General features: G+C 68.8%; 17 protein-coding genes and 1 tRNA gene. 9 read left to right on the forward strand and 9 right to left on the reverse strand.

Annotation, left to right across the window (positions count from 1 at the left end):
* Positions 1 to 162 precede the first annotated feature (162 nt).
* Positions 163 to 3,462, reverse strand: a complete 3,300-nt coding sequence (treS, locus tag FBQ73_RS20645; protein WP_138401382.1) for a maltose alpha-D-glucosyltransferase — start codon at positions 3,460 to 3,462, stop codon at positions 163 to 165.
* A 645-nt stretch (positions 3,463 to 4,107) separates the two neighbouring features.
* Between treS and FBQ73_RS20650 the strand changes: the two genes are divergently transcribed.
* Positions 4,108 to 4,350 carry a hypothetical protein gene (locus FBQ73_RS20650; protein ID WP_138401383.1) on the forward strand — a complete coding sequence of 81 codons (243 nt, stop codon included), beginning with the start codon at positions 4,108 to 4,110 and terminating at the stop codon, positions 4,348 to 4,350.
* A gap of 241 nt (positions 4,351 to 4,591) precedes the next feature.
* Entirely contained in the window at positions 4,592 to 5,830 is a 1,239-nt protein-coding gene (locus tag FBQ73_RS20655) for an MFS transporter (RefSeq protein ID WP_138401384.1), read from the forward strand.
* Between the two features lie 18 nt (positions 5,831 to 5,848).
* Here FBQ73_RS20655 and ppk2 read toward each other — a convergent pair whose 3' ends face one another.
* From ppk2 to FBQ73_RS20670, 3 genes are all read right to left on the reverse strand, one after another.
* Positions 5,849 to 6,679 carry a polyphosphate kinase 2 gene (gene ppk2, locus FBQ73_RS20660; protein WP_210236847.1) on the reverse strand — a complete coding sequence of 277 codons (831 nt, stop codon included), beginning with the start codon at positions 6,677 to 6,679 and terminating at the stop codon, positions 5,849 to 5,851.
* A 48-nt stretch (positions 6,680 to 6,727) separates the two neighbouring features.
* Positions 6,728 to 7,219 carry a hypothetical protein gene (locus FBQ73_RS20665; protein WP_138401385.1) on the reverse strand — a complete coding sequence of 164 codons (492 nt, stop codon included), beginning with the start codon at positions 7,217 to 7,219 and terminating at the stop codon, positions 6,728 to 6,730.
* A 222-nt stretch (positions 7,220 to 7,441) separates the two neighbouring features.
* Positions 7,442 to 7,690 carry a hypothetical protein gene (locus FBQ73_RS20670; RefSeq protein WP_138401386.1) on the reverse strand — a complete coding sequence of 83 codons (249 nt, stop codon included), beginning with the start codon at positions 7,688 to 7,690 and terminating at the stop codon, positions 7,442 to 7,444.
* A gap of 365 nt (positions 7,691 to 8,055) precedes the next feature.
* Between FBQ73_RS20670 and FBQ73_RS20675 the strand changes: the two genes are divergently transcribed.
* From FBQ73_RS20675 to FBQ73_RS20685, 3 genes are all read left to right on the forward strand, one after another.
* Positions 8,056 to 9,399, forward strand: a complete 1,344-nt coding sequence (locus FBQ73_RS20675) for a D-amino acid dehydrogenase (protein WP_281278818.1) — start codon at positions 8,056 to 8,058, stop codon at positions 9,397 to 9,399.
* Between the two features lie 277 nt (positions 9,400 to 9,676).
* Positions 9,677 to 10,798 (forward strand): metallophosphoesterase family protein, encoded by a 1,122-nt coding sequence (locus FBQ73_RS20680; protein ID WP_138401388.1) that lies wholly within the window; start codon positions 9,677 to 9,679, stop codon positions 10,796 to 10,798.
* Entirely contained in the window at positions 10,798 to 13,440 is a 2,643-nt protein-coding gene (locus FBQ73_RS20685) for an AAA family ATPase (RefSeq protein WP_138401389.1), read from the forward strand. Before FBQ73_RS20680 ends, FBQ73_RS20685 begins: the two co-directional genes overlap by 1 nt.
* Positions 13,441 to 13,467: 27 nt before the next feature.
* Here FBQ73_RS20685 and FBQ73_RS20690 read toward each other — a convergent pair.
* Positions 13,468 to 13,542, reverse strand: a tRNA-Gly gene (locus tag FBQ73_RS20690).
* Between the two features lie 169 nt (positions 13,543 to 13,711).
* On the opposite strand from FBQ73_RS20690, the gene FBQ73_RS20695 reads away from it, so the two are divergent.
* Both FBQ73_RS20695 and FBQ73_RS20700 read left to right on the forward strand, forming a co-directional pair.
* Entirely contained in the window at positions 13,712 to 15,559 is a 1,848-nt protein-coding gene (locus FBQ73_RS20695; protein ID WP_138401390.1) for an aminopeptidase P family protein, read from the forward strand.
* A gap of 92 nt (positions 15,560 to 15,651) precedes the next feature.
* Positions 15,652 to 15,804, forward strand: a complete 153-nt coding sequence (locus tag FBQ73_RS20700) for a DUF3309 family protein (protein ID WP_138401391.1) — start codon at positions 15,652 to 15,654, stop codon at positions 15,802 to 15,804.
* A 107-nt stretch (positions 15,805 to 15,911) separates the two neighbouring features.
* On the opposite strand, the gene FBQ73_RS20705 is transcribed toward FBQ73_RS20700, so the two are convergent.
* A complete protein-coding gene (locus FBQ73_RS20705) occupies positions 15,912 to 17,273 on the reverse strand; it encodes an aspartate aminotransferase family protein (protein ID WP_138401392.1) in 1,362 nt (453 codons plus the stop codon).
* A 339-nt stretch (positions 17,274 to 17,612) separates the two neighbouring features.
* Between FBQ73_RS20705 and FBQ73_RS20710 the strand changes: the two genes are divergently transcribed.
* Both FBQ73_RS20710 and FBQ73_RS20715 read left to right on the forward strand, forming a co-directional pair.
* On the forward strand, positions 17,613 to 19,478 hold the full coding sequence (locus FBQ73_RS20710; RefSeq protein ID WP_138401393.1) for a tetratricopeptide repeat protein: 1,866 nt from the start codon (positions 17,613 to 17,615) through the stop codon (positions 19,476 to 19,478).
* 463 nt (positions 19,479 to 19,941) lie between these two features.
* Positions 19,942 to 21,249, forward strand: coding sequence for a sigma-54-dependent transcriptional regulator (locus FBQ73_RS20715; RefSeq protein WP_246089869.1), 1,308 nt, complete (start codon positions 19,942 to 19,944; stop codon positions 21,247 to 21,249).
* A gap of 24 nt (positions 21,250 to 21,273) precedes the next feature.
* Here FBQ73_RS20715 and hslU read toward each other — a convergent pair whose 3' ends face one another.
* From hslU to FBQ73_RS20730, 3 genes are all read right to left on the reverse strand, one after another.
* Positions 21,274 to 22,581: an ATP-dependent protease ATPase subunit HslU gene (gene hslU, locus FBQ73_RS20720; protein ID WP_138401395.1), complete on the reverse strand. Its 1,308-nt coding sequence runs from the start codon at positions 22,579 to 22,581 to the stop codon at positions 21,274 to 21,276.
* Positions 22,582 to 22,652: 71 nt separating this feature from the next.
* A complete protein-coding gene (hslV, locus tag FBQ73_RS20725; protein WP_138401396.1) occupies positions 22,653 to 23,201 on the reverse strand; it encodes an ATP-dependent protease subunit HslV in 549 nt (182 codons plus the stop codon).
* A 72-nt stretch (positions 23,202 to 23,273) separates the two neighbouring features.
* The gene (locus FBQ73_RS20730; protein WP_170218995.1) at positions 23,274 to 24,065 is read right to left on the reverse strand and encodes an alpha/beta fold hydrolase; all 792 of its coding nucleotides are present in this window, start codon (positions 24,063 to 24,065) and stop codon (positions 23,274 to 23,276) included.
* Between the last annotated feature and the right edge of the window lie 95 nt (positions 24,066 to 24,160).

The following is a 24,160-nucleotide window of genomic DNA, read 5'->3' on the forward strand; positions in this document are numbered from 1 at the left end:
CCGTCCCCGGAGGAGCGCCGGTGCCGCATCCGCGCACCCCCCTGCCCGCCCCCCCGGGGAAAGGACGCATCCGCCGGGACGGCGACAGGCAAGGGGCGACACTACGCACACCACGCCCGGCCGCCTTCTCGTCATCGCGCGGGCTGCGGCCCGCCACGACGATCATGAGGCCCCCCGGGTGAGGGCGGCCGCCTCCTCTACATCGGCGGCCTTCAACAGGCGCGCCGTCTGGCGGTGGAGGCCGGCAACGAGGGCACGGGTCCGGTGCGGCTGCTCCCGCTTCGCGACCACCATGTGCGCCAGCGCCTCGAGGACGAAGGCGTCGGCGAAGGCGCGAGACGAGGTTGCGCCCGTTGGCGCGCGCTCCAGATAGCCACCCAGCACCGCGCGCTCCGCCCGCGTCAGAAAGGCGGCGACAAGCTCGGCCCTCAACTCCGGCGCGTCACGCGCCGCGCCCGCCTCACCACCGGCGATGCTGCGCGCTGCGGCGCGTTCCAGTGCCGCCAGCAGCTCGGCCACATCGCGCCATGGGCTCTGCGGCGCCCGCTCGCCTTCCGGCACACCCTCCAGACCGCCGAGGGCACCCACGATCAGCGCATCGCCCCCCGCCACCAGCATATGGTGGAGATCGCACCTGCCATGAATGCGGATCACAGGCAGCGCGGCGCCGGAATAGAGCGCGCCAAGCCGCTCCACCAGCGCGGCACGCGCGCCATGCAGGTCCGCAAGGCGGCTGGGGCGCGCTCCGTCGGAGGCCGGCAGGCGGGAGATGACGTCGAGGGCGGCAGCGAAGGTCGCTTCCGCCCGCGTGCGCCACATGGCACGCGCCTCCGGGCTCGCCTCCTGCGGCGTGAAGCTGACATCGTCCGACGGTATCGACAAGGCGGCGTGCAGCTCGCCGAGACGTCGCCCCATGTTGCGCAACAGCGCCATCATGCCGGCGATCTCGTCCTCGAAGCGCTGGCGCGCGCCATCCACCGTGGAGGCGGCGGCGTCGAGGGCACGCTGGAGCTGGGCCATGGTCCAGTCCGCGGCATTGCCCTGGTGCTGCATATGGCCATAGACGAGGGCCAGCGGCGCCTTCGCGCCGGCCGGGTCGGTGCGGGTGACCGCGCCGAGCAGCGGCGGCACATGCGGCAGGCCCAGGGCCGTCAGGTGGCGCGCCATCTCCTCTTCCGCCGTATGGCCAAACGTCATGTGGCGGAACAGCTTCACCGCCACCTGGCTGGTGATCACGAGGTTTGCGGCCGGCTCGTCGGCCTCGATCAGCTCCGCCGTCGCGCCCCGCTCCACTGTCACGCCGTCGAGCCGGTCGGTGCGGGAGAAGACGATGGCGCCACCATCCGGCAGCGGCACCGGCCCATCCTCCCGAAGCGCCCGCACCACGCCGGCCGCAAGCCCGTCGAGCACCGCCGCATCGGTCAGGAAGCCCACCCGGCGGCCCTGACGCACCCGGGTCAGGGCCAGTTGCTCGGCGATGGCCGGAGGGTGCTGGTCCTCCCAGGCGATGCACAGGGGCATGAGATAGCGCTCGGTCGTGCCCGCGATCTCGGCCTCGATCTCGGCGAGCACCACGTCCCGCTCGGTGCCCGGCAGGCGCATGGCCCAGCCGAGGCGCGTCGCCCCGATGGCGTCCGCGCGTCCCTCGAACCAGCGGCGGCGGGCGAGATAGGCCGGCAGCGCCTCCTTCTCGATGACAGCGCGATGGGGCTCACCGAGCGCGCCCATGAGCCCGTCGCGAACCACCAGGGTGGCAAATTCCGGCAGCGCTTCCGGCGCCGGGTCACGCCAGGACGGCTCCGCCGCCGTCTGCGACAGGCTGAAGGCGTAAAAGCCATAAGGCGGCAAGGTAAGGACGAACGGCGCGCGGCCGAGCGTGGCCAGGGAGGTGCCGCTCACCAGGTCCACCGGTACCCGCCGCTCGAACTCCGCGAGGTCCAGTTCCACCGCCTGCAGCGTATGGGCGAGATTGGCGACGCACAGCACCGCCTCGCCCTCCAGCTCGCGCAGATAGGCCAGGATGCGCCGGTTACGCGGGAACAACAGACGGAAGGTGCCGCGCCCGAACGCCACGTGCTGCCGGCGCACGGCCAGGAAGCGCCGCGTCCAGTTCAGTAGCGAATGGGCGTCGCGCGACTGCGCCTCCACATTGACCGCGCCATAGCCGTAGAGCGGATCCTGGATCACCGGCAGCACGAGCCGCTCGGGATCGGCCTTGGAGAAGCCGCCGTTGCGGTCCGGCGACCACTGCATGGGCGTGCGCACGCCGTCGCGGTCGCCCAGATGGATGTTGTCGCCCATGCCGATCTCGTCGCCGTAATAGATCACCGGCGTTCCGGGCAAGGTGAGCAGCAGCGAGTTCATCAGCTCCATCCGACGCCGATCCCGCTCCAACAGGGGCGCGAGGCGGCGGCGGATGCCGAGGTTGATGCGTGCCCGCCGGTCCGCCGCATAGACGCTCCACAGGTAGTCGCGTTCGGAATCGGTCACCGTCTCCAGGGTCAATTCGTCGTGGTTGCGCAGGAAGATGGCCCACTGGCAGGTGGGCGGGATCTCCGGCGTCTGCCGCAGGATGTCGGTGATGGGGAAGCGGTCTTCCTTGGCGATGGCCATGTACATGCGCGGCATGATGGGGAAGTGGAACGCCATGTGGCATTCGTCCGCGTCCGCGCCGAAATATTGCTGGGTGTCCTCCGGCCACAGATTGGCCTCGGCCAGCAGCATGCGGCCGGTGTAGTGGGCATCCAGATGGGCGCGGATCTGCTTCAGGATGGCGTGGGTCTCCGGCAGGTTGCCGCAGTCGGTGCCCTCCCGCTCCACCAGATAGGGCACGGCGTCGAGCCGCAGCCCGTCCACGCCGAGGTCCAGCCAGAAACGCATGATGGAGAGCACATGCTCCAGCACCTCCGGATTGTCGAAGTTAAGATCCGGCTGGTGGGAATAGAAACGGTGCCAATAGAACTGGCCGGCCACCTCGTCATAAGTCCAGTTTGACTTCTCCACGTCGCAGAAGACGATGGGAACGCCGGGATAACCCTTGTCGTCGTCTGCCCACACATAGAAATTGCGCTCGGGGCTGCCCTTGGGCGCCCGCCGTGCCGCCTGGAACCAGGGATGCTGGTCCGACGTGTGGTTGATCACCAGCTCGGTGATGACGCGCAGGCCCCGCGCATGGGCCTCGGCGATGAAGCGGCGCGCCTCATCCATGGTGCCGTAGTCCGGCGACACGCCCTCATAGAGCGAGATGTCGTAGCCGTCGTCGCGGCGCGGCGAGGGATAGAACGGCAATAGCCACACGGCGGTAGCGCCGAGATCGGCGATATAGTCGAGCTTGGAGATGAGACCCCGGAAGTCGCCGATGCCGTCGTCATTGGCATCGAAGAAGGACTTCACATGGAGCTGGTAGATGATCGCATCCTTGTACCAGAGCGGATCATCGCCGGCGGTGACGGGCTCAGGCATGAAGAACCCTCCCTTGAGGGAGCGAGGAAGAAACGCAGGTGCTGGAGATGGAGAAGAAGGGCACGGCAATCCTTGAACCGTCGCATTTCGGTTGGAGCCGGACCGGATCAGAATGCGATGCCATCTGATCGGCGGGTGCTCCAGGCCGCAGGGGCCACGCTTCATGCAACTCTGCTGAAGCTTGACGGTTCCGCTGCCGATGCGATGGGGAGTGCCGAAACAGGCAAGCCTGCCGCAAACGCTCCTGATGCAAGCAAGCCTTACGATTAAGGCAGCCGGACGGCATGCGGGGGAATGCCGTCCGGCTGGCGCGCTTTGCCGAGCGGGCATCGTGCACACCGACGGTTCTAAACTGCTACGCGCTGCTCACATCCCGAATTTGGAGGATGAGCTGAAAAACCCGTCGCAGGGCGGCGTGAAAAAAATCCAGATGAGCGGGAACCGCCACGGCACCTCGGCGTTTTCACCGGTGAGCGGGCTCCGGGAGCCTCCGTGCCCGTTCTTCGGCCATGCATGAAATCTCGGGTCCCGGAACATCCGGTGCGCCCCCGGGGTGCACTTCCCCCCAATGCGGGAAGCGCCAAGCGTCTTTGGCCGACACAAGAAGACGTAGCCAACGCGCTGCAACCCTACGGAGGATCGTCCATGTTCGAAGCTGCCCGTCGCCCGCTGAAGATCTGTGTTGATGGCTCCTGCATTGTCCTGCGCTCGCTCGATGATGCCATCGGCTTTGTCCGCTCGCATCCGGTGCACGAGCATGCCGAGATGCTGCTCGACCAGATGGAAGCCGCCCGCCTGCCCGAACTCCAGCGTCGGGCCTGGGTGGCCTTCGAGACCTTCGCCGACGCGATGAAGCTCGTTCCGGATGCCCCGCGCCGGCTGATGTGATCCCGCAGAGCGCGGCGCCCTTCAAGATGCCCCGCAATGGAAGTCCCGCCTGTGGCCCGCCGCCACCGGCGTGACTTCCGTGCGCCCATGGCCGCGCCATGAACTGGAACGGCCATGCATCAGGCGGGCATCCGTCCGGGCTTAAATGCATTTGGAGAATTTGTTGCACTGCGGCATAAATTGACGCTCATCCTCCGGCGCCCTGCGCCAAAACCGGCATCCGCCCCATCCGGTGATCGTCATGGCCGCACAGCCCTCCGCCCCGTCGCCTGCCCCGGCGCGCGGCAATCCCCGCATGCCCCTGCTTGCGCTGGGCGCCGCCGCCTTCGGCATCGGCACCACCGAATTCGTCATCATGGGCCTGTTGCCCCAACTGGCCGACGACCTCCATGTCACTATTCCCCAAGCCGGCCTCCTGGTGACGGGCTATGCCCTGTCGGTGACCTTCGGATCGCCCTTCCTCGCGGTGGCGACGGCGCGCATAGACCGCAGGCGCGCGCTCCTGGTGCTGATGGGCGTCTTCATCCTCGGTAACCTCATGTGCGCGCTCGCGCCGTCCTACTGGCTGCTCATGGGCGCGCGGGTGCTCACCGCTTTATGCCACGGCGCCTTCTTCGGCCTCGGGGCGGTGGTGGCGTCCGCTCTCGTTTTGCCCGGCCGCAAGGCGCAGGCCATCGCCATGATGTTCGCCGGCCTCACGCTGGCCAACGTGCTGGGCGTGCCGGCGGGGACCGCGCTGGGCGAGGCCATGGGATGGCGCAGCCCGTTCTTCGTGGTGGTCGCCATCGGCATCGCCGCAGCGCTGGCGCTCTTCGCCTTCCTGCCGCGCACCATCGCGGTGCCGCCCATGAACCTCAGGCGGGAGGCCAAGTCGCTGGGCAGCCCTCAGGTCATGTTCGCCATGGCCATGAGCATCGTCTCGTCGGCGAGCCTCTTCAGCGTGTTCACCTACATCACGCCGATCCTCCAGAATGTCACCGGCATCGGCACCCAGGGGGTGACGCTGATGCTGCTTCTGTTCGGCGTCGGCCTCACCTGCGGCAATTTCCTCGGCGGCCGGCTGGCCGACTGGCGATTGATGCCCTCGGTGATTGGCATCATCGCGGTGATCATCCCGCTACTGGCCTCCTTCGCCTTCACCAGCCATGCGCTGATACCGGCGGCGCTCACCCTGTTCGTGTGGGGCGTGCTCGCCTTCGCCCTCGTCGCGCCACTGCAGTCGCGGGTGGTGAGCGAGGCGGCGAAGGCGCCCAACCTCGCCTCCACCCTCAACCAGGGGGCCTTCAACTTCGGCAACGCCATCGGCGCCTGGGCCGGCGGCCTCGCGCTCACCGCCGGACTGCCCTATGCGGACCTGCCCTTCATGGGCGCCGGCATCGCCGCGGTGGGGCTCGTCCTGGCGCTCCTTTCCCATGCCCTCGACCTGAAGACCCAGCGGGAAACCCCGGCGGACGCAACGCCGGCCATCCACCAGCGCTGACGGGCGATCCGGAACGGTTCAGAACCGCTCCGGCACCCGGTGGCGGGCGTAGTCTGCCTCGACATAATCGTGGGACTTCTGGCGCTTGGGCAGCTTGATCTTCTCCCGCGGCACCTCCTCGTAGGGGATACGCGAGAGCAGGTGCGAGATGATGTTCAGCCGAGCCCTTTTCTTGTCGTCCGACTGGGCGACGAACCAGGGCGCCCACTGGGTGTCGGTGGCCTCGAACATCTCGTCCCGCGCGCGGGAATAGTCATACCAGCGCGAATAGGATTCCAGGTCCATGGGCGAAAGCTTCCAGACCTTGCGCGGATCGTCGATCCGGCTCTCCATGCGAAGGGTCTGCTCCTCTTCGGACACCTCGAGCCAGTATTTGAGAAAGATGACGCCGGACTCGACGATCGCCTTTTCCACGAAGGGCGTCGTGGCGAGGAACTTTTTCGCCTGCTCCTCGGTGCAGAAGCCCATGACGCGCTCGACCCCGGCACGGTTGTACCAGGAGCGATCGAAGATGACGATCTCGCCCGCCGCCGGCAGCAGCGGCAGGTAGCGCTGGATAAACATCTGCGTCTTTTCACGCTCGGTGGGCGGCGGCAGCGCCATGACGCGGAAGATGCGGGGGCTCACCCGCTCCAGGATCGCCTTGATGACGCCGCCCTTGCCGGCGCCATCGCGCCCCTCGAAGATCACGCACACCTTGGCGCCGGTGTGCTTCACCCACAGCTGGAGCTTCACCAGTTCGGCGTGCAGCGCCTTGAGCTCCTGCTCATACTCCTTGCGCTTCAGCGGCTCTTTCCTGCCGGCGTCGTCATCTTTCCCGTGATCGTCTTTCCCGTGGTCGTGGGCCATGGCGTTCCTCCCGTTCTTGTTTTGCCGGCGCCCGAACCTGGGGGCGGGTCAGGCCCAGCTGAGGAAGAAGCCGATGTCGCCGGGCATGCCGTTCGGCCAGTCGATGACCATGGCCTTCAGCTTGTAGTGGCCGGCGCGCAGGTGATCACGCCACAGTTCGTAGGCCTGACGTGGACGGCCGGTGAGGCTATCCGGCCAGCCCTCCTCCGCATTGTTGATGGCGCGTCCCTTGTCGGTGCACAGGGTGTTGGGGAAGCGCATCACCATGATCTCGGTCTCGCCCCTTTGGGCGGCAAGGCGCATCTTGGTTTGCAGGCTGGTGGCGATCTCCTGCAGCATCTCGGGGGTCAGGCCGACCGGCTGCGACAGGGTCTTCACCAATTCCTCGCGCGCCTTGTCGGCGCGGTCCATGGCGGCGAGTTCCTTCGACAGCTTCGACTGCTCGATCTCCTGCATGTAGGCCTTGAGGTCATCGGCCGTCATGAAGGTCTCGTCGCCGAGACTTGCGTGCAGTGCATTCGGCGCGGCAGTTTCCGACATGGATCTCTCCCTCTTGTCCCAAATTTATGGACGGGCGGCGCAAGTCTCGACAGGCGCGCGCCGTCGTCATTGTCCGATATCAACACCTTCTTGGCACCGGCGCCAAGACGCCGTGCAGCACGCCACCACCGAGAGGTTTCATCGTAAGGGGCAGATCTGACAACAAAAAACCGGCGCGGCCAAAGGCCGGCGCCGGTCTGTCTTCAACCAAAGAGAAAGCGATCAGACGGTCGCGAACGCCTCGGCGGGAATGCGGAAGAAGCCGCGGCCGTTGGACAGGGTCCGGTAATAGGGAGCAGCGCTCAGGAAGAGGCGCTCGAACCAAGCCTTGGGGGCCACGCCCTCGGGCAGGCGATCGATCGTGAGCACTTCGGCGCTGGGGCTGAAGCGGACGTGAATCAGCACGTCATCGGCCTTCTGGACGCGGACTTCTTCAACCGGCAGCTCAATGCGCTTGGCAAGGGCACTCATAACATCGTCTCCTCTGGAAGAGATCAATAAATCCGCTACGGGGTCCTTCGGAAGACCGTCGCGCTGCCTCGAACAACTGGACAGCGCCAACCCTGCAACCTTGTTCAAGCTTCTGCCGGTCGGCGCGAACGCCGCCCGCATACCCAAAGGCCCCGTCAACGATTTCGAGGCTATGAGACGACAAAAGATCGTTCTTTGATCATGATCAAACATTGAGCGACGAAGTGCCCTGCACTGAAGCGACAGGCCGTCGCACGGGCGCCGGGAACCGACTGATATCCTGCGGACCAAGCAAGCAAACGTGATCGTAGGCGAGGCGCGAAAATTGCTTGATCTGGACTGGATTGCGCCGATTTCGGCGCTCAATGTCGTTTTGCCGCCTCTTGGGGCACCGGCGGGAGCTGGGTGCCGGCTGGGCGGGTGGGTCCGGAGGGGTCTTCGCCATGCGCATTCTGATTCTCGGCAGCGGCGTCGTGGGAACTGCATCGGCCTATTACCTGGCAAAGGCCGGGCACGAGGTGACCGTGCTCGACCGCCAGCCGGCCGCGGGCATGGAAACGTCCTTCGCCAATGCCGGCCAGGTCTCTCCCGGCTATTCCGCGCCCTGGGCCGGACCCGGCGTGCCGGTGAAGGCCATCAAGTGGCTACTTATGCACCACCGCCCCCTGGTGCTGCGGCCGAGCCTCGACCCGAAGCTCTATCTGTGGCTCGCCAGCCTACTGGCCAACTGCACGGAGGCGGCCTATCGGCGCAACAAGGCCCGCATGGTCGCCCTGGCAGAATACAGCCGCGACGCCCTCGACGCCCTGAGGTCCGAGACCGGCATCGCCTATGATGAACGCATGCTGGGCACGCTCCAGCTGTTCCGTACCCAGAAGCAGCTCGACCACGTGCATTCCGACACCGAGGTGCTTGACGCCCACAACGTGCGCTACGAACTGCTCGACCCCTCCGGTTGCATCCGCGCCGAGCCGGCCCTCGCCCGGGTGAGGGACAAGTTCGTCGGCGGCCTGCGCCTGCCAGGGGATGAGACCGGCGACGCCCACATCTTCACCCGGAACCTTGCGGACATCTGCGCGCGGCAAGGCGTCACCTTCCGCTATAACGTCACGGTGGAAAGGCTGCGGCACGAGGCCGGGCGCATCACCGGCGTGGCGCTGGCGGGAGGCGAAATCGTCACCGCCGACATCTATGTGGCCGCCATGGGCAGCTATACGCCGGCGCTGCTCGCGCCTTTGGACATAAGGCTGCCGGTCTATCCGGTGAAGGGCTATTCCATCACCCTGCCCATCACTGACCCGGACGCGGCGCCCCGTTCCACCGTGATGGACGAGACCTACAAGGTGGCCATCACCCGCCTCGGAAACCGCATCCGGGTCGGCGGAACGGCGGAACTCGCAGGCTTTGACCTGACCCTTCGGGAGCCGCGCCGGGCCACCCTCGCCTTCTCGGTGGGCGACCTCTTCCCTGCCGGCGGCGACATCGCCAAGGCCACCTTCTGGACCGGCCTGCGCCCCATGACGCCGGACGGAACGCCGATCATCGGCCCCACCAAGCTCGACAACCTCTTCACCAATACCGGCCACGGCACGCTGGGCTGGACCATGGCCTGCGGCTCCGGCCGGGTGTTGGCCGACCTGATCGGCGGCCGATCCCCCGACATCGACACCGCGGACCTCTCGGTTGCCCGCTACGCCGAGGCGGCCTGAGGGCCCCGGGGCGGACCTCGCACCCCGAGCGCCGGATTGAGGGCCAGATTGAGGGCGGCGCTGGATTGAGGTGGCGCCGCGCTGACGCATACTGCCCGGGAGGAGACCTGCCCACCGATCCCGACGCGACCCCGGTGATTCGCCGCCTCCAGCCGGTGCCCCACCCCGTACCATTTCGCGCAACCGCAAGTCCCGCTGCCGGTTTCCCGCACCCCCGCGCACAGGCCTTGCCTTGCCGGCGGCGCCGGCGTCTAAGCTCCCGGCCCGGGAGGGCCGCATGCGTTTCATCCACACCTCGGACTGGCAGTTGGGCAAGCCGTTCGGGCGCGCGCCGGAAGAGGCTCGCGCAGCCCTTCAGGAAGCCCGCCTCGGCGCCATCGACACCCTCGCCCGCGCCGCGCAGGCCCACGACGCGCCGCTGGTGCTGGTGGGAGGCGACGTATTCGACAGCGCCGAGCCCGGCGATCGTGTCTACCGGCAGGCGCTCTCGCGCATGCGGCAGGCAGCAGGCGTGAAATGGGTGCTGCTGCCTGGCAATCACGATCCCCTGCGCGCCGACGGCCTGTGGACCCGCCTCAAGGCCGAGACGCCGCCCAACGTGATCGCCGCCACCGCAGCCGAGCCCATCGCCATCGGCGAAAGCGCCGTGCTGCTGCCGGCCCCCCTCACCCACAAGCGCAGCCTGTCCGATCCCACCGCGTGGTTCGATACGGCGCAGACGCCGCCCGGCGCGATCCGCATCGGGCTGGCCCATGGCTCGGTGCAGGCGTTCGGCTCCGATCCCGACACCAACCTCCTCGCCCCCGACCGCGCCCGCCGCGCCGGCCTCGCCTATCTGGCGCTGGGCGACTGGCACGGCCGGCTGCGCATCGATGAGCGCACCCATTACAGCGGCACGCCGGAGCCCGACGATTTCGGCCGCGAGGCCACCGGCCTTGCGCTGCTGGTGGAACTGGCCGGCCCCGGCGCGCCGCCGCAGGTCACCGACCTTCCTGTCGGCCGCCACCACTGGATCGAGGCCGACTGGAGCCTCGCCGCCGCCTCTGATCTCGACACCCTCATGGCGGGCCTCGCCCCCGGGATCGCGCGGCAGGACGTGGTGGCGCGGCTGCACGTGAGCGGCCTTGTCTCCCTCGGCGACAAGGTGGCGGTGCGCCGCCGGCTGGAGGACGCCCTCGCCCACGAATTGCGCTGGCTGGACCTCGACCTCGCCGGCCTCGTCACCCGCCCCACCGACACCGACCTTGCCGAGATCGACGCCTTCGGCGACCTGCGTGCCGCCGCCGAGCGCCTCAACGTCATGGCGGCCGAAGGCGGCTCCGAGGGCCGTCTCGCCGCCGCCGCGCTGGAGCGGCTTTACGTGGAGCATCATCGGGCCCAGCGGCCGGGAGAGGCCTGATGCGCATCCGCCGCCTGACCATCGAGAATTTCCGCAAGTTCCGTGCGCCCGTGGTGCTGGAGGGTTTCGCCGACGGGCTCAACCTCGTCTGCGAGCCCAACGAGACCGGCAAGTCCACCGTGCTCGACGCCCTGCGTGCCGCTTTGTTTGAGCGCCACAGCGCCAAGAGCGACCGCATCCGGTCCTTCCGCCCGCAAGGGGACGAGGTGGCGCCGACGGTGGATCTCGCCTTCGACGTGGGCGGCGGCGAATGGCGCCTGTCGAAGCGCTTCCTGGCCGCGCCGCAGGTGACGCTGGAGGGGCCGGACGGGCGCTTCTCCTCGGACGCAGCGGAGGAAAAGCTCCAGTCGCTGCTCGGCTTCAACCGCGCCGGCAATCGCGGCGCCGACGATGAAAGCCGCGGCGCCCTCGGCCTGTTGTGGGTGGAGCAGGGCCTGTCCTTCCAGCTCGGCGCCCCCGCCGAGACCGCCCGGCGTTCGCTGGAAGAAGCGCTCGCGGGGGAAGTGGGCGCGGTGACCGGCGGGCGGCGGGCGAAGGCCGTGGTCCTGCAGGTGGAAAAGAGCCTCGCCGATTTCCTGACCGCCACCGGCCGCGCCACCGGCCGCCTGAAGCAGGCGCAGGAGACGGCGGAGGCCGCCCGCGTCAGGGCCGACGAGGCCCAGCGCGAGCTGACCCAGTTCGAGGGCCTGCTGGAGCGGCTGGAGGGCAAGCGCAACGAGCAGCGTCGCCTCGTCCGCGACATGGAAGACCCTGAGATCGACGCCGATCTGAAACGGCTCGGCGAGGACATCGACCGCGCCAAGGCGGCGGGACAGGCGCTGCGCATCGCCGAACTCGCCTTGCAGAGGGCCTCTGGCGAGCGCACGGCGCTGGAAACCCGCACGACCACCCGCGCCCAGATGCGCGACGCCCTCGCCAAGGCCGAAACGGCGGCCCGCAAGGCCGCCGCCGATGTCGCCGCCCACGCTGAGGCCACGGCCCGCGCCCGGACCGCCGAGCGGGAGGCCGCTGCCGCCCTGGAAATCGCCCGCACCGAGTTGCGGGCCGCCGAAGACGCCCGCGACACCGCCCGCACCGAGCGCGATGCCGCCGAGCGCCGCCGCATGCTGGTGGCCGCCTTCGCGCGGCTGGAGCGGGCCGAGGCGCTGGCCGGCGAGATCCGCGTCCGCGAGGCCCGCATCGCCGCCGAGCGCATGGACGAGGCGGCGCTGAACCGCCTGCGCCAGCTGGAAGACGCCATCGGCGCCGCCCGCGCCGCCGTCGAGGCGGGCGCCGCCACCTTGCAGGTGGCGCTGGAGCTCGGCGCGCCGGCCATACTCATGGATGGCGCGCCCCTCGCCGACGGCACGACGGTGCGCCTGACCCGCCCCTTGGTGCTCGCCGTCCCCGGCGTTGGCAGCTTCACCCTCACGCCGCCCGCGAGCGGCGCGCCGGCCCTCGCCGCGCTTGAAGACGCCCAGCTGAAGCTGGCCGATTTTCTCTCCGCCTCAGGCCGGGCCACCCCCGCCGCGGCGCGGGCGGCGGCGCGGGCGCGAGCCATCGACGAGGCGGAGCTGCTAGGGCTGCGCACCCGGCTGAAGGCCGAATGCCCGGCTGATACCGCCCTCGGTATCCCGGCGGGCCTCGACCCGCTGCGCGGGGCGCTTTCCGGCCTCACCGCTCCGGCGCCGGAAGCGAAGGAAGCCCCGGCGGGCCTTGCCGACCTTGAGGCCCGCACCCGCGCCCTGCGCACCGCCGAGACCGAGGCGGCAGCCCGGCGCGAGGCCCTGCTGGACGGATTGACGGGCGCCCAGCAGCGGGAAATGGCCCTTGCCACCGCGCTGGAGCGCGCCGAGGGCGACCGGCTCCGGCGGGCCGAGGACCTCGCCTCCGAGATGGCGGATCTCGCGGATGACGATCTCGCCGTCGCCCTCGACGCGGCGCGGACCTCGGAGGGCCGCGCCCTCGTGGATCGCGAGGCGGCCCAGCGCGCCGCCGAGGTGCTGGACGAGGCGACCCTCGTGCGCAAGCGCGACGCGTTGCGCAAGCGTCGCGAGACCTTGCAGGGCCAGCTGCCGGCCCTCGCCGGCGAGGTGGCGCGGCTGGAGGAACAGGCCAAGACCCTGGGTGGCGAAGGCCCCGCAAGCCGCGCCGCCGCTGCGACCGAAGAGGCCGACGCGGCCGAAGCCTCCTTCCAGCGCCTGAAGCAGGAGGCGGACACGCTGGCGCTGCTCCTCAAGGTGCTGAAGGAAACCCAGCAGGAGGCGGCCCGTCGCTATCTGGAGCCGGTCACCCGCCGCATCGAGCCCTATGTGCGCCGGCTTCTGCCCAATGCGAGCCTCGCCTTCGGCGAGACCCTACGGCCCGAGGCGCTGAGCCGCGGCGGGCGGGAGGAGGCGGCGGACCTGCTCAGCAAGGGCACGCAGGAGCAGATCGCCATTCTCACCCGCATCGCCTTCGCGGACCTCCTCATCGCCAAGGGCAAGCCGGCCTCGCTGGTGCTCGACGACGCCCTCGTCTTCGCCGACGACGACCGCTTCGACACCATGATGGAGATCCTCGCCGAGGCGGCCACCCGCATGCAGGTGGTGATCCTGAGCTGCCGCGCCTCGGCCTATCGCGGCGTGGACGCCACGCGCCTCGCCATCCGCGAGGGGCGGTAGGGATGCGAAGCGCTCAATAAGGAAGGATGGAGCGGGCGATGGGAATCGAACCCACGACATACAGCTTGGGAAGCTGTCGTTCTACCACTGAACTACGCCCGCGCGCCGGGCGACCATAATCGCAGGCCCCCTTCTCCATCAAGGGCGTTGCGCGAAATACCCACCGTCTGGAGCGTATGCCCACCGTGTGCCGCGAAACGGTACCCAATGCGCCTGATATGGCTCTATGGTTGGCGCAATATCCTTATCCCCAGCTCCGGCCGCCCCGCCCATGACCTTGCACCACAAGACTCCCCGCGCCTTCAAGGCCGTGTTCCAGACCTTCGACGACCTCGCCGACGGCGCGGCCGGTCCTGCCCGGCTCGCCGCGCTGCGGGCGGAACTCGCGCGACTCAACGTCGACGGCTACGTGGTGCCGCGCGCCGATGCGCACCAGAACGAATATGTCCCGGCGTGCGAGGAGCGTCTCGCCTTCCTCACCGGCTTCACCGGGTCCGCCGGCACGGTGATCGTGCTTGAGGACACTGCCGCCTTGTTCGTGGACGGGCGCTACACCCTCCAGGCCCCGGCCCAGGTGGATCTGTCTGCCTTCACTGTGGTGCCCCTGTCCCAGACCCGCCCGGATGCGTGGGTGGAAGCGAACCTCCGCCGTGGCGCGCGGCTGGCCTACGACCCCTGGCGCACCACCATCGACGGCCGCGACCGGCTGGCCAAGGCGGTGGGTGCGGCCGGCGGCATCCTCGTGCCGCTGGAGGCCGACCCCTTCACCGCCATCTGGCCCGACCGGCCCGAGCCGCCCCGCGCGCCGGTGCGGCTGCTCGACCTCTCCGTGGCCGGCGAGGACACGGCGGCCAAGCTCCTGCGGGTTCAGGAGAAGCTCGCCGAAGCCAGGCTCGACGGGGCGCTGATCTCCGATCCCCACGGCGCGGCCTGGCTGTTCAACATGCGCGGCGGCGACGTGGCCCACACGCCGCTGCCGCTGGCCTGGTGCATCGTGCCGCGCGAGGGCCTGCCGGAGCTGTTCCTCGAACCGCTGAAACTCTCCCACGAGGTGCGCGCGGCGCTGGCCGGGCATGCGCGCCTCCACGGCACCGGTGACCTCGACACCGTGCTCGCCGCCTTCGCCAAGGACCGCAAGGTCCGGCTGGATCAGGCCACCGCCCCGGTGCGTCTCGCCGGCCTCATCGAGGCGGCGGGCGGCACCGTGGAGAAGGGCACCGACCCCATCGCCCTGCTGAAGGCCTCCAAGAACCCGGCCGAGATCGCCGGCATGCGCGCCGCCCACGTGCGCGACGGCCTCGCGCTTGCGCGGTTCCTCGCGTGGTTCGACGCCGAGGCGCCGAAGGGCCATCTCACCGAGATCGAGGCGGTGGAGGCGCTGGAAACCTTCCGGCGCGGCACCGGCAACCTCACCGACGTCTCCTTCCCCACCATCGCGGGGGCGGGGGAGAATGGCGCCATCGTGCATTATCGCGTCACCCGCACGACCAACCGGGCGATCCATCCCGGGGAGTTGTTCCTGCTGGATTCCGGCGCCCAATATCCGGACGGTACCACCGACATCACCCGCACCCTCGCCGTGGGTACGCCGACGCAGGAGATGCGCCGCCACTACACGCTGGTGCTGAAGGGTCATCTGGCCCTGAGCCGGGCGGTGTTTCCGCAAGGCGTCACCGGTGCCCAGCTCGATCCGCTGGCGCGGCGGTATCTGTGGGCGGCGGGACTGGATTTCGACCACGGCACCGGCCATGGTGTGGGCGCCGGCCTGTCGGTGCATGAAGGCCCGGCGCGCATCTCACAGCTCGGGCACCTGGCGCTGGCCGAGGGCATGATCCTCTCCAACGAGCCGGGCTATTACCGCACCGGGGCCTATGGCATCCGCATCGAGAACCTGATTTTGGTGGAGCGGCGCACCGTCGAGGGCGCGGAGAAGCCGTGCCTCGGCTTCTCGACCCTGACGCTGGTGCCCTACGACCGGCGCCTCATCGACCTCAGCCTGTTGGATGGCGCCGAGCGGGAGCAGGTGGACGCTTATCACGCGCTGGTTGCGCAGGCGCTGGCCGACGATCTCGACGAGGTGGATCGGGAGTGGCTGGCGCAGGCCACCGCCCCGCTCTGAAAGGAACCAAGCGGGAACCCTACGGTCAGGCTGGCGTTATCATCCGCGAGAGGTGAGACGAAGCTCCGCCGATCGATAAGGGAGGCCCGTCCATGTCCACTATTCTGATTATTGTCCTCGTCCTGCTGCTCATCGGAGCACTGCCGCGATGGGGCTACAGCTCGGGCTGGGGCTACGGGCCCGGCGGCATCGTCGGCGTGCTGCTGATCATCGTGATCGTGCTGGCGCTCACGGGACGGCTCTGACCTCCGCGGGGGCCCGGGCGGGCCACGTCCGCTGCGCGACCCCCTGCTGAACCCGTCATGCCCCGGCCTGTCCGGGGCATGACTTTTTAAAGGAAGCCGGCGCGGGCTCAGGCCACCTTCTCGATGACCCGGCCCAGCTTCTCCACCAACTCGCCCACCTGATCCTTGGAGATGATGAGCGGCGGCGTCACCACCAGCGTGTCGCCGGCGATGCGCATCATCAGGCCTTCTTCGTGGAAGGCACGCTCCAGCGCCTCATAGCCCTTCAGGCCCGGCGCGCCGTCCTTCGGGGCGAGGTCCACGGCGCCGGTGATGCCCACGGTGCGGATGTCGAGCACGCCGGGCTTGTCCTTCAGGGTCATGATCGCGTCGGCGAAGAAGGGCTCCAGCGCGCGGGCATGGGTGAAGGTGTGCTCCTTGGCATAGAGGTCGAGGGTGGCAAGACCCGCCGCGCAAGCCAAAGGATGCGCCGAATAGGTGTAGCCGTGGAACAGCTCCACCACGTGCTCCGGCCCCTTCATGAAGGCATCGTGGATGCCCTTGCGCACAAGCACGCCGCCCATGGGCACGGCGCCCGCCGTGATGCCCTTGGCGAAGGTGATCATGTCCGGCACCACGCCATAGCGCTCGGCGGCGAAGGCATGGCCCAGGCGGCCGAAGCCGGTGATGACCTCGTCGAAGATGAGCAGGATGCCGTACTTGTCGCAGATCTCGCGCAACCGCTTGAGATAGCCCTTGGGCGTCGGTAGCACGCCGGTGGAGCCGCCCATGGGCTCCACGATCACCGACGCGATGGTGGATGCGTCGTGCAGGGCGACGATGCGCTCCAGTTCGTCGGCGAAATGCGCGCCGTAGTCCGGCTCGCCCTTGGTGAAGGCCTGATGCTCCCGGTCATAGGTGGAGCGCAGGTGATCGACGCCGGTGAGCATGGTGCCGAAGGTCCGGCGGTTCGACACGATGCCGCCCACCGAGATGCCGCCGAAGCCCACCCCGTGATAGCCGCGCTCGCGGCCGATGAGGCGGGTGCGGGTGCCGGCGCCCGTGGTCTGGTGATAGGCGAGGGCGATCTTCAGCGCGGTGTCCACCGCCTCCGAGCCGGAATTGCAGAAGAACACATGGTCGAGATCGCCTGGCGCGAGGTCCGCGATGCGGCTCGCGAGCCGGAACGCCTGCGGATGGCCGTACTGGAAGGTGGGGGCGAAATCCACCTCGGTGGCGGCCTGGCGGATAGCCTCGACGATGGGCTCGCGGTTATGGCCGGGATTGACGCACCACAGTCCGGCGCAGCCATCGAGAATGGCGCGGCCTTCCGGAGTGTAATAGTGCATGTCCTTGGCCCGGGAGACGAGCCGCGGTCGCTTCTTGAACGAACGGTTGGAGGTGAACGGCATCCAGAAAGCGTCGAGATCGTTGGGAATCGCGTCCGCACCCACGCCAGCGCCTTCGGTGACCAGATCGTCCAGAGCCATGATGAAACCTCTCCCGCGCGGCGGCAGCTCCAGGCGAGAGTGGGCCTGCCGGCTGCCATTCTTCGGCCGCGTCGGTGCGGAAGCTAGCAGCGCGCGTGGCCGCTGGAAACACTGGAGCGGGATACTTCTCGACGCAACCACGGCGGGTTTCGCTCCAAAGGCCGGGGCCGGCTGCGTTCAAGGGATGACCAGCTGTACACCGCCCCTTGGGAAACGGCGCCGTTTCCAAAGGGGCGGTTTCCAAAGGGACGGTTTCCAAAGGGACGGATGGCGTGCAAGGGGACCGGCAAGCCGTGCCCCTTGCACGCGCCTGGGTTCTGACCCACAAAGATTGTGACCGTGCGTAAGGAAGGTACTTTGGTAGAGCAGACCACAGAGGCTGGTAGCCCGGACGCCGTCGAGACCGTCGACGCTGCGGCACCCGCGGACGCCCTGCCGCCCGGCGGCGACGAGGCGGTCCTCGTTCGTGCCGCGCTGGACCGTGTGCTCGCCGCCCCCGACTTCACCTCGTCGCCGCGCCTCGCGGCGTTCCTGCGTTTCGTCGTGGAAGCGACCCTCGATGGTCGCGCCGACGAGATCAAGGGCTACACCATCGCTGTGGAGGCCCTCGGCCGCCCGCCCTCCTTCGATCCCCAGTCCGACCCCATCGTGCGGGTGGAGGCGACCCGGTTGCGGCGCGCGCTGGAGCGCTATTACGCCACGGGGGGCGCCGAAGATCCGCTCGTCATCGACATTCCCAAGGGGGGGTATGTCCCCCTGTTCCATCCCCGCACGGAAGCACCCGTCGAGCCGGTGCCCTCCGGGCCGGAGCCGCAGGCCGCACCGACGATGCCGGACGCGCCACCACCGAAGCCGCTCTGGCGTCGCGCCGGCGCGCTGATGGCCGCGGCGGCGGTTGTGGTGATCGTCGCGGGGCTGGCCCTGTTCGCACCCCGGATCCCCGCTTTCAAGTCCGACCGCGGGGCGGCCATGGCGGACCGCATCCGGCTGCCGGTGGTGGAGGTGCGCCCGTTCGAGGCCTCCGGCCCCGGCGCGCCAACGGAGACCGAACTGCGCGCCATCGAGGAGCGGATGCGCGACGCCTTCGCCCGCTTCGATTTCGTCGAGGTGAAGGCGGCTGGCGCCACCGCTCACGAAGCGGGTGTGCCCGAGGCCTGTTCCGGACCGCAATCGCGCTCGGTCTTCGCCCTCGCCGGCCTCGCCGAAGGCCGTGCCGACGGCACCTTCTCGCTGGTCACCCGGATTACCGACCGCTGTGACGGCTCCATCATCTGGTCGGCCACCCTCGACGGCCTCGCCCAGGGGACCGGCCTTGCGGACAGTGAGCGCCGCGTGGTTCACGACGTCGCCGTGGCCATCATTGAAAGCTACGGAGTCATCCCGGTCCGGGCGCGGGCGCAAGCCCTGGCAAAGGCCCCGGATTCAGGCTTCGGCTGCATCGCCGCCGCCATCGCCTACATTCGCGGCGACCCGCAGGGCCAGCGCGGCAACGGGACCGCATGCCTGGCCGAGCTGACCAAACGGGAGCGCGACTTCGCCCTCGGCTACGCCGTGCGGGCGACGGTACAGCTCTACGCCACCCTGCACGACGACACCCCCAACCCCACCACCGAGGAAATGGGGGAGTTCCTTGACGAAGCGGAACTGGCCTCCGAACTGGCCCCGGCGAGCGCCTACGCCGCCCGCACCCTCGCGGTGGTCCAGCTTTATGCGGGCGAACCGGACGATGCCGTCGCCACCGCCGAGAAGGCCCTGAAGCTCAATCCGCTGGATTTCGACGTGGCGGCAACAGTGGCCACCGTGTTCATCGGTTCCGGTCGCGTCGAGGAAGGCGAGGCTTTGCTCCTGCGCGCCCGGCGCGAAGGCGCGGTCCGCACCAATCTCCAGGATGCGTTCCTGGCCATGGCCGCCTTCATGCGGAACGACGTCCTCGCCGCCCAAGCTCTGGTGCCACAGCTCACGCTGCACTCGGCCATAGAGAACAAGCTGGCGCTCGCGCTCTGCCTCCACACCCTCGGCCGCACAAACGACAGCCGCGAAGCGGTCGGCGCGCTGCTCCACCGCATGCCGGACGGAGCGGAAGGCGTCCGCCGCCTCGTCCATCGCCTGCTGCCGGCCCCGGCGCTGGCCGACAAGGCCCTCTCCGCGCTGGAGACCGCCGGTCTCTCGCGCGAGGCCGTGGCCGGCAAACCACCGCGTGGATAGAATGTTTCGCGCAAATCAAATGCCATTTCGGAGCCGACAGATGCGCCGGACCAAGGCGCTGACCGCGTCCCGTGAGCGCCCGGATCGAAGCATGCGCGGGGTGGACGGCCAGGATCCCGGCAGTTTTGCGGTCGCACGCAGCGTCAAGGATTCCGTCCCCGGGTACAGCTCCCATGCGCCGCCAGCGGCATATGGTACCGATCCAGATTCAAGATTGGGAACCGATTCACCTAAAGCGCTTCAGGTTCTTGTTTTCATGCCATTTTACCATGCAGTATCGCGAGCCAATCCTGCCTGATGCGCTCTAGAGACCGGACCGATAGCTTGGTCTAGTGTGATCTTCGCTTACCCTTGCCGTAACTTATTACCACGAACACATGCTATGATTGTAAACCCATCGGCCCCACCGACCGACCGGCGTACCTGCGTTCTGGTTTGCGACCCGGAAGCGGACGTGCGCACCATGATGCGCGCCGCGCTCGCCCGGCGCGATGCCTTGCATGTGCTTGAGGCGGAGGATCTGGCGGCCGGCCTGCCCCTGGCGCCGCGCTGTGCGGCGATCTTGCTGGCGGCTGACCAACCGGAACAGGCCACACGGCGACTGCGGGCCGCCGGCTTTGCCGGAACGCTGGTGGTGGCACTGGCGCGCGGGGCCTCGGTGGCGGATGCCGTGGCCGCCATGCGCGCCGGGGCCGACGACGTGGTGATCAAGCCCGTCGGTCCCGAGGAGGTGGTGGATCGCCTCCTGGCCGCCACGCCGGCCCGTCGTCCCGAGCGGCGGCGCCGCGATCGTCCGCAACTGCCGCGCAGCGGCGACTTCTGCGGCTTCCTGGGCCGCTCGCCGGCCATGCTGGCCGTCTATGAACAGATCGAGCGGCTGGCGGCTTCGCGCGCGCCGGTGTTCGTGACCGGGGAAAGCGGAACCGGCAAGGGCCTTGCGGCCTCGGCCCTCCACGTGGCCTCCACGCGGCAGGAAGGCCCCTTCAACGCCCTCAACTGCGCCGCCATTCCGGCCACCTACATGGAACAAGCCGTGTTCGGCCTCACCGGTCCCGGTGCCCTCGAGCGCGCCCACGAGGGGACGCTGCTGCTCGACGAGGTGTCGGAGCTGGACAACGCCACCCAAAGCAAGCTTCTGCATTTCCTTGAGAAAGGCCGCTTCCGCCGGGCCGGCGAGACGGACGAGCGCAAGAGCGACGTACGCCTCGTCTGTGCCACCGCCCGCGATCCGCTGGAGGACGTGCGCGCCGGCCGCCTGCGCGAGGACCTGTTCTACCGGCTGGACGTTCTCACCCTGACCCTGCCGCCCCTGCGCGAGCGCGGCGACGACGTGGTGCTGCTGGCCGAAGCCTTCCTGGCCCGTTTCGCCGGCGAGGAAGGGCGGCCGATTTCGCGTCTCGCCCCCGGCGCAGCCGACGTTCTGCGAGCCCGGTCGTTCCCGGGCAATGTGCGCGAACTGCAGAACCTGATGCGGCGCGCGGTCATCCTCGGCGACGGCGGATTGCTGGGACCCGAGCTGTTCGAGGAGCCCGAGGCGCCTCTGCCGGAAGAAGCCCCGAACGCCCAGGCCGCCGCCATGCTGATGGACGCGGCGCACGGGGGCACCTTCGGCCGGGTCGAGCCCTTCGCCATCGTGGAGCGGCGGGTGATCGAGGCGGCCATCGCCGCGTTCGATGGCAACATCCCGCTCGCGGCCGCGGCCCTCGATCTCAGCCCCTCCACCCTCTACCGCAAGAAGCTCGCCTGGCAGGACCGGCGCCGGCTCTCCTGAGAGAGGCCGGCACATCCGGCTCCGTCAGAGGATGAAGCGGCTCAGGTCGGCGTTGCGGGCAAGGTCGGCGACGCGCGAGCGCACATATTCGGCATCCACAACGACCGTCTCGCCAGAGCGGTCGGGGGCAGAGAAGGACAGATCGTCCAGCACCCGCTCGATGACGGTCTGGAGCCGCCGGGCACCGATATTCTCCACGTTTGAATTCACCTCCACCGCCGCGTCGGCGATGGCCTCCACCGCGTCGGCAGTGATGGTAAGGGTCACGCCCTCCGTGCCCATGAGCGCCACCGACTGCTTGACGAGGCTCGCCTCGGTCTCGGTGAGGATGCGCACGAAGTCGGCCCGCGTCAGCGCCTCCAGCTCCACCCGGATGGGCAGCCGGCCCTGAAGCTCCGGCAGCAGATCCGACGGCTTGGAGACGTGAAAGGCGCCGGAGGCGATGAACAGGATGTGGTCGGTCTTCACCGGCCCGTGCTTGGTGGAAACCGTGGTGCCCTCAATGAGGGGAAGCAGGTCGCGCTGCACGCCCTCGCGGGAGACATCCGCGCCCGAGCGGCCCTCGCGGCCGGCGATCTTGTCGATCTCGTCGAGGAAGACGATGCCGTTGTTCTCCACCTGGTGGATGGCGTCCTGGACGATGGCGTCCTGGTCGATGAGCTTGTCCGCCTCCTCGGCGAGCAGGAGGGGATGGGCCTCCTTCACATTGACCCGTCGCGGCTTGGAGCGGCCGCCGAAGGCCTTGCCCAGCATGTCGCCCAGATTGACCGCGCCCATCTGGGTGCCGGGCATGCCGGGGATGTCGAACATGGGCATGCCCTGCCCGCCCGCCTGGATCTCGATCTCCACTTCCTTGTCGTCCAGCTCGCCCGCGCGCAGGCGCTTGCGGAAGGCGTCCCGGGTGGCGGGCGAGGCGGTGGCGCCCACCAAGGCGTCGAGCACCCGGTTCTCGGCGGCGAGATGGGCTTTGGCCTGCACATCCTTGCGCCGCGCCTCGCGTACGAGGCCGATGCCCACCTCCACGAGGTCGCGCACGATCTGCTCCACGTCGCGGCCCACATAGCCCACTTCCGTGAACTTGGTGGCTTCCACCTTGAGGAAAGGCGCGCCGGCAAGCCGGGCGAGGCGACGGGAAATCTCGGTCTTGCCGACGCCCGTGGGGCCGATCATGAGGATGTTCTTGGGCAGCACCTCCTCGCGCAGCTTGTCGTCCAGCTGCTGGCGCCGCCAGCGGTTGCGCAGGGCGATGGCCACCGCCCTCTTCGCATTGGCCTGGCCAACGATGTGGCGGTCCAGCTCGGAGACAATCTCGCGGGGGGAAAAGTCGCTCATGAAGGGTCGCTCATGGAATCTGGTGGCGTTCGGGTCGCGGTCCGTCGCGCCGTGAAGGCGCGGGCGGGGCCTCAGGCGCCGATGGTTTCCACCACGATGTTGCGGTTGGTATAGACGCAGATGTCGGCGGCGATCTCCAGCGAGCGGCGCACGATGGCTTCCGGGTCCTCCTCGCGGTCGAGCAGGGCCCGCGCGGCGGCCAGCGCGAACATGCCGCCCGAGCCGATGCCGGCCACCCCCACTTCCGGCTCCAGCACGTCGCCGGTGCCGGTGAGCACGAGGGAGATGGAGGCATCCGCCACGATCATCATGGCTTCCAGCCGGCGCAGGTAGCGGTCGGTGCGCCAGTCCTTGGCGAGCTCGACCGCGGCGCGCTGAAGCTGTCCGGGATATTGCTCCAGCTTGGATTCCAGGCGCTCGAACAGGGTGAAGGCATCCGCCGTGGCGCCGGCGAAGCCGCCGATCACATCCCCCCTGCCGAGCCGGCGCACCTTGCGGGCATTGGACTTCAGCACGGTCTGGCCGAGCGTCACCTGCCCGTCGCCGGCGATGGCGACGCGGTTGCCTTTGCGCACGGTGACGATGGTGGTGCCGTAAATGGTATCCGGGGAATGCTGCATGAAAAGCTCCGCTCGGGGCCTTACTTAGGGCGTTCCCGCGCGGACGCAACCGAGTGGCGCCATTCTGTGCCGTCAGCTGCCCTTCAGGAAGGCGCGGACGGTGGTGGCGAAATTCTCCGGGGCCTCCACCATGGGGCAGTGCCCGCTGTCGACGATCTCATCCAGCACCGCGCCGTTGATGGCGTCCGCGATCTCCCGCACCATGTGCGGCGAGAACATCCGGTCGTCATCGCAATAGATGGCCAGCGTCGGCGCCGAAATGAAGCCGAGCCGCGCCAGGGTGTCCGCCTGTGTGCAGACCTCGAGCTGGCGCAGGAAAGCGTCCTTCCCCTGGTAGAGCCCGGCATCCAGAGATTGCTGCACCGCAGCAAAGAGCGGGATCTTCTTCAGCGTACCCATGCCCAGAACGAAGCTGGTAAGCGCCGCGCCGAAGGTCAGCTCGTTGTCGAGCTGGAGCCGCAGCTCCTTCAGCAGGCGCATGATCTGCGTGGTGTAGAGGTCGTTGCGGGCGATGGTGTTGGAGAGCACCAGCCGGTCCACGCGCTGCGGCGCCATGAGGACGAGTTCCTGAGCGATCATGCCGCCCATGGAATGGCCGATGACATGCGCCTTCTGGATTCCCGCCGCGTCGAGCACGGCGAGGGCGTCTCGCGCCATGTCGGCGGCGACATAGGGTGCCTTGGCTCGCGCGCTCTTGCCGATGTCGCGGTTGTCGAACTCGACGAGAGTGAAGCCTGAGAGTAGCGGCCGTGTCAGCGCCCAGAACGAGCGCTCGGCAGACAGGCCGGAAATGATGAGGACCGGCGGGCCCTCCCCGCTTACCTGATAGGCAAGCTCAAGCCCGTCGTTCTGCGTCGTCGGCATCCGCATCCCCCATCCGCTGGAATTGCTGCTATGCCACATCGCCCCGGGCGCGGCGAGGGGAGGATCGGACGCCTGAAAACGTCATCTCTTCGCCA

Source organism: Xanthobacter autotrophicus, from assembly GCF_005871085.1.
Classification (GTDB): domain Bacteria; phylum Pseudomonadota; class Alphaproteobacteria; order Rhizobiales; family Xanthobacteraceae; genus Xanthobacter; species Xanthobacter autotrophicus.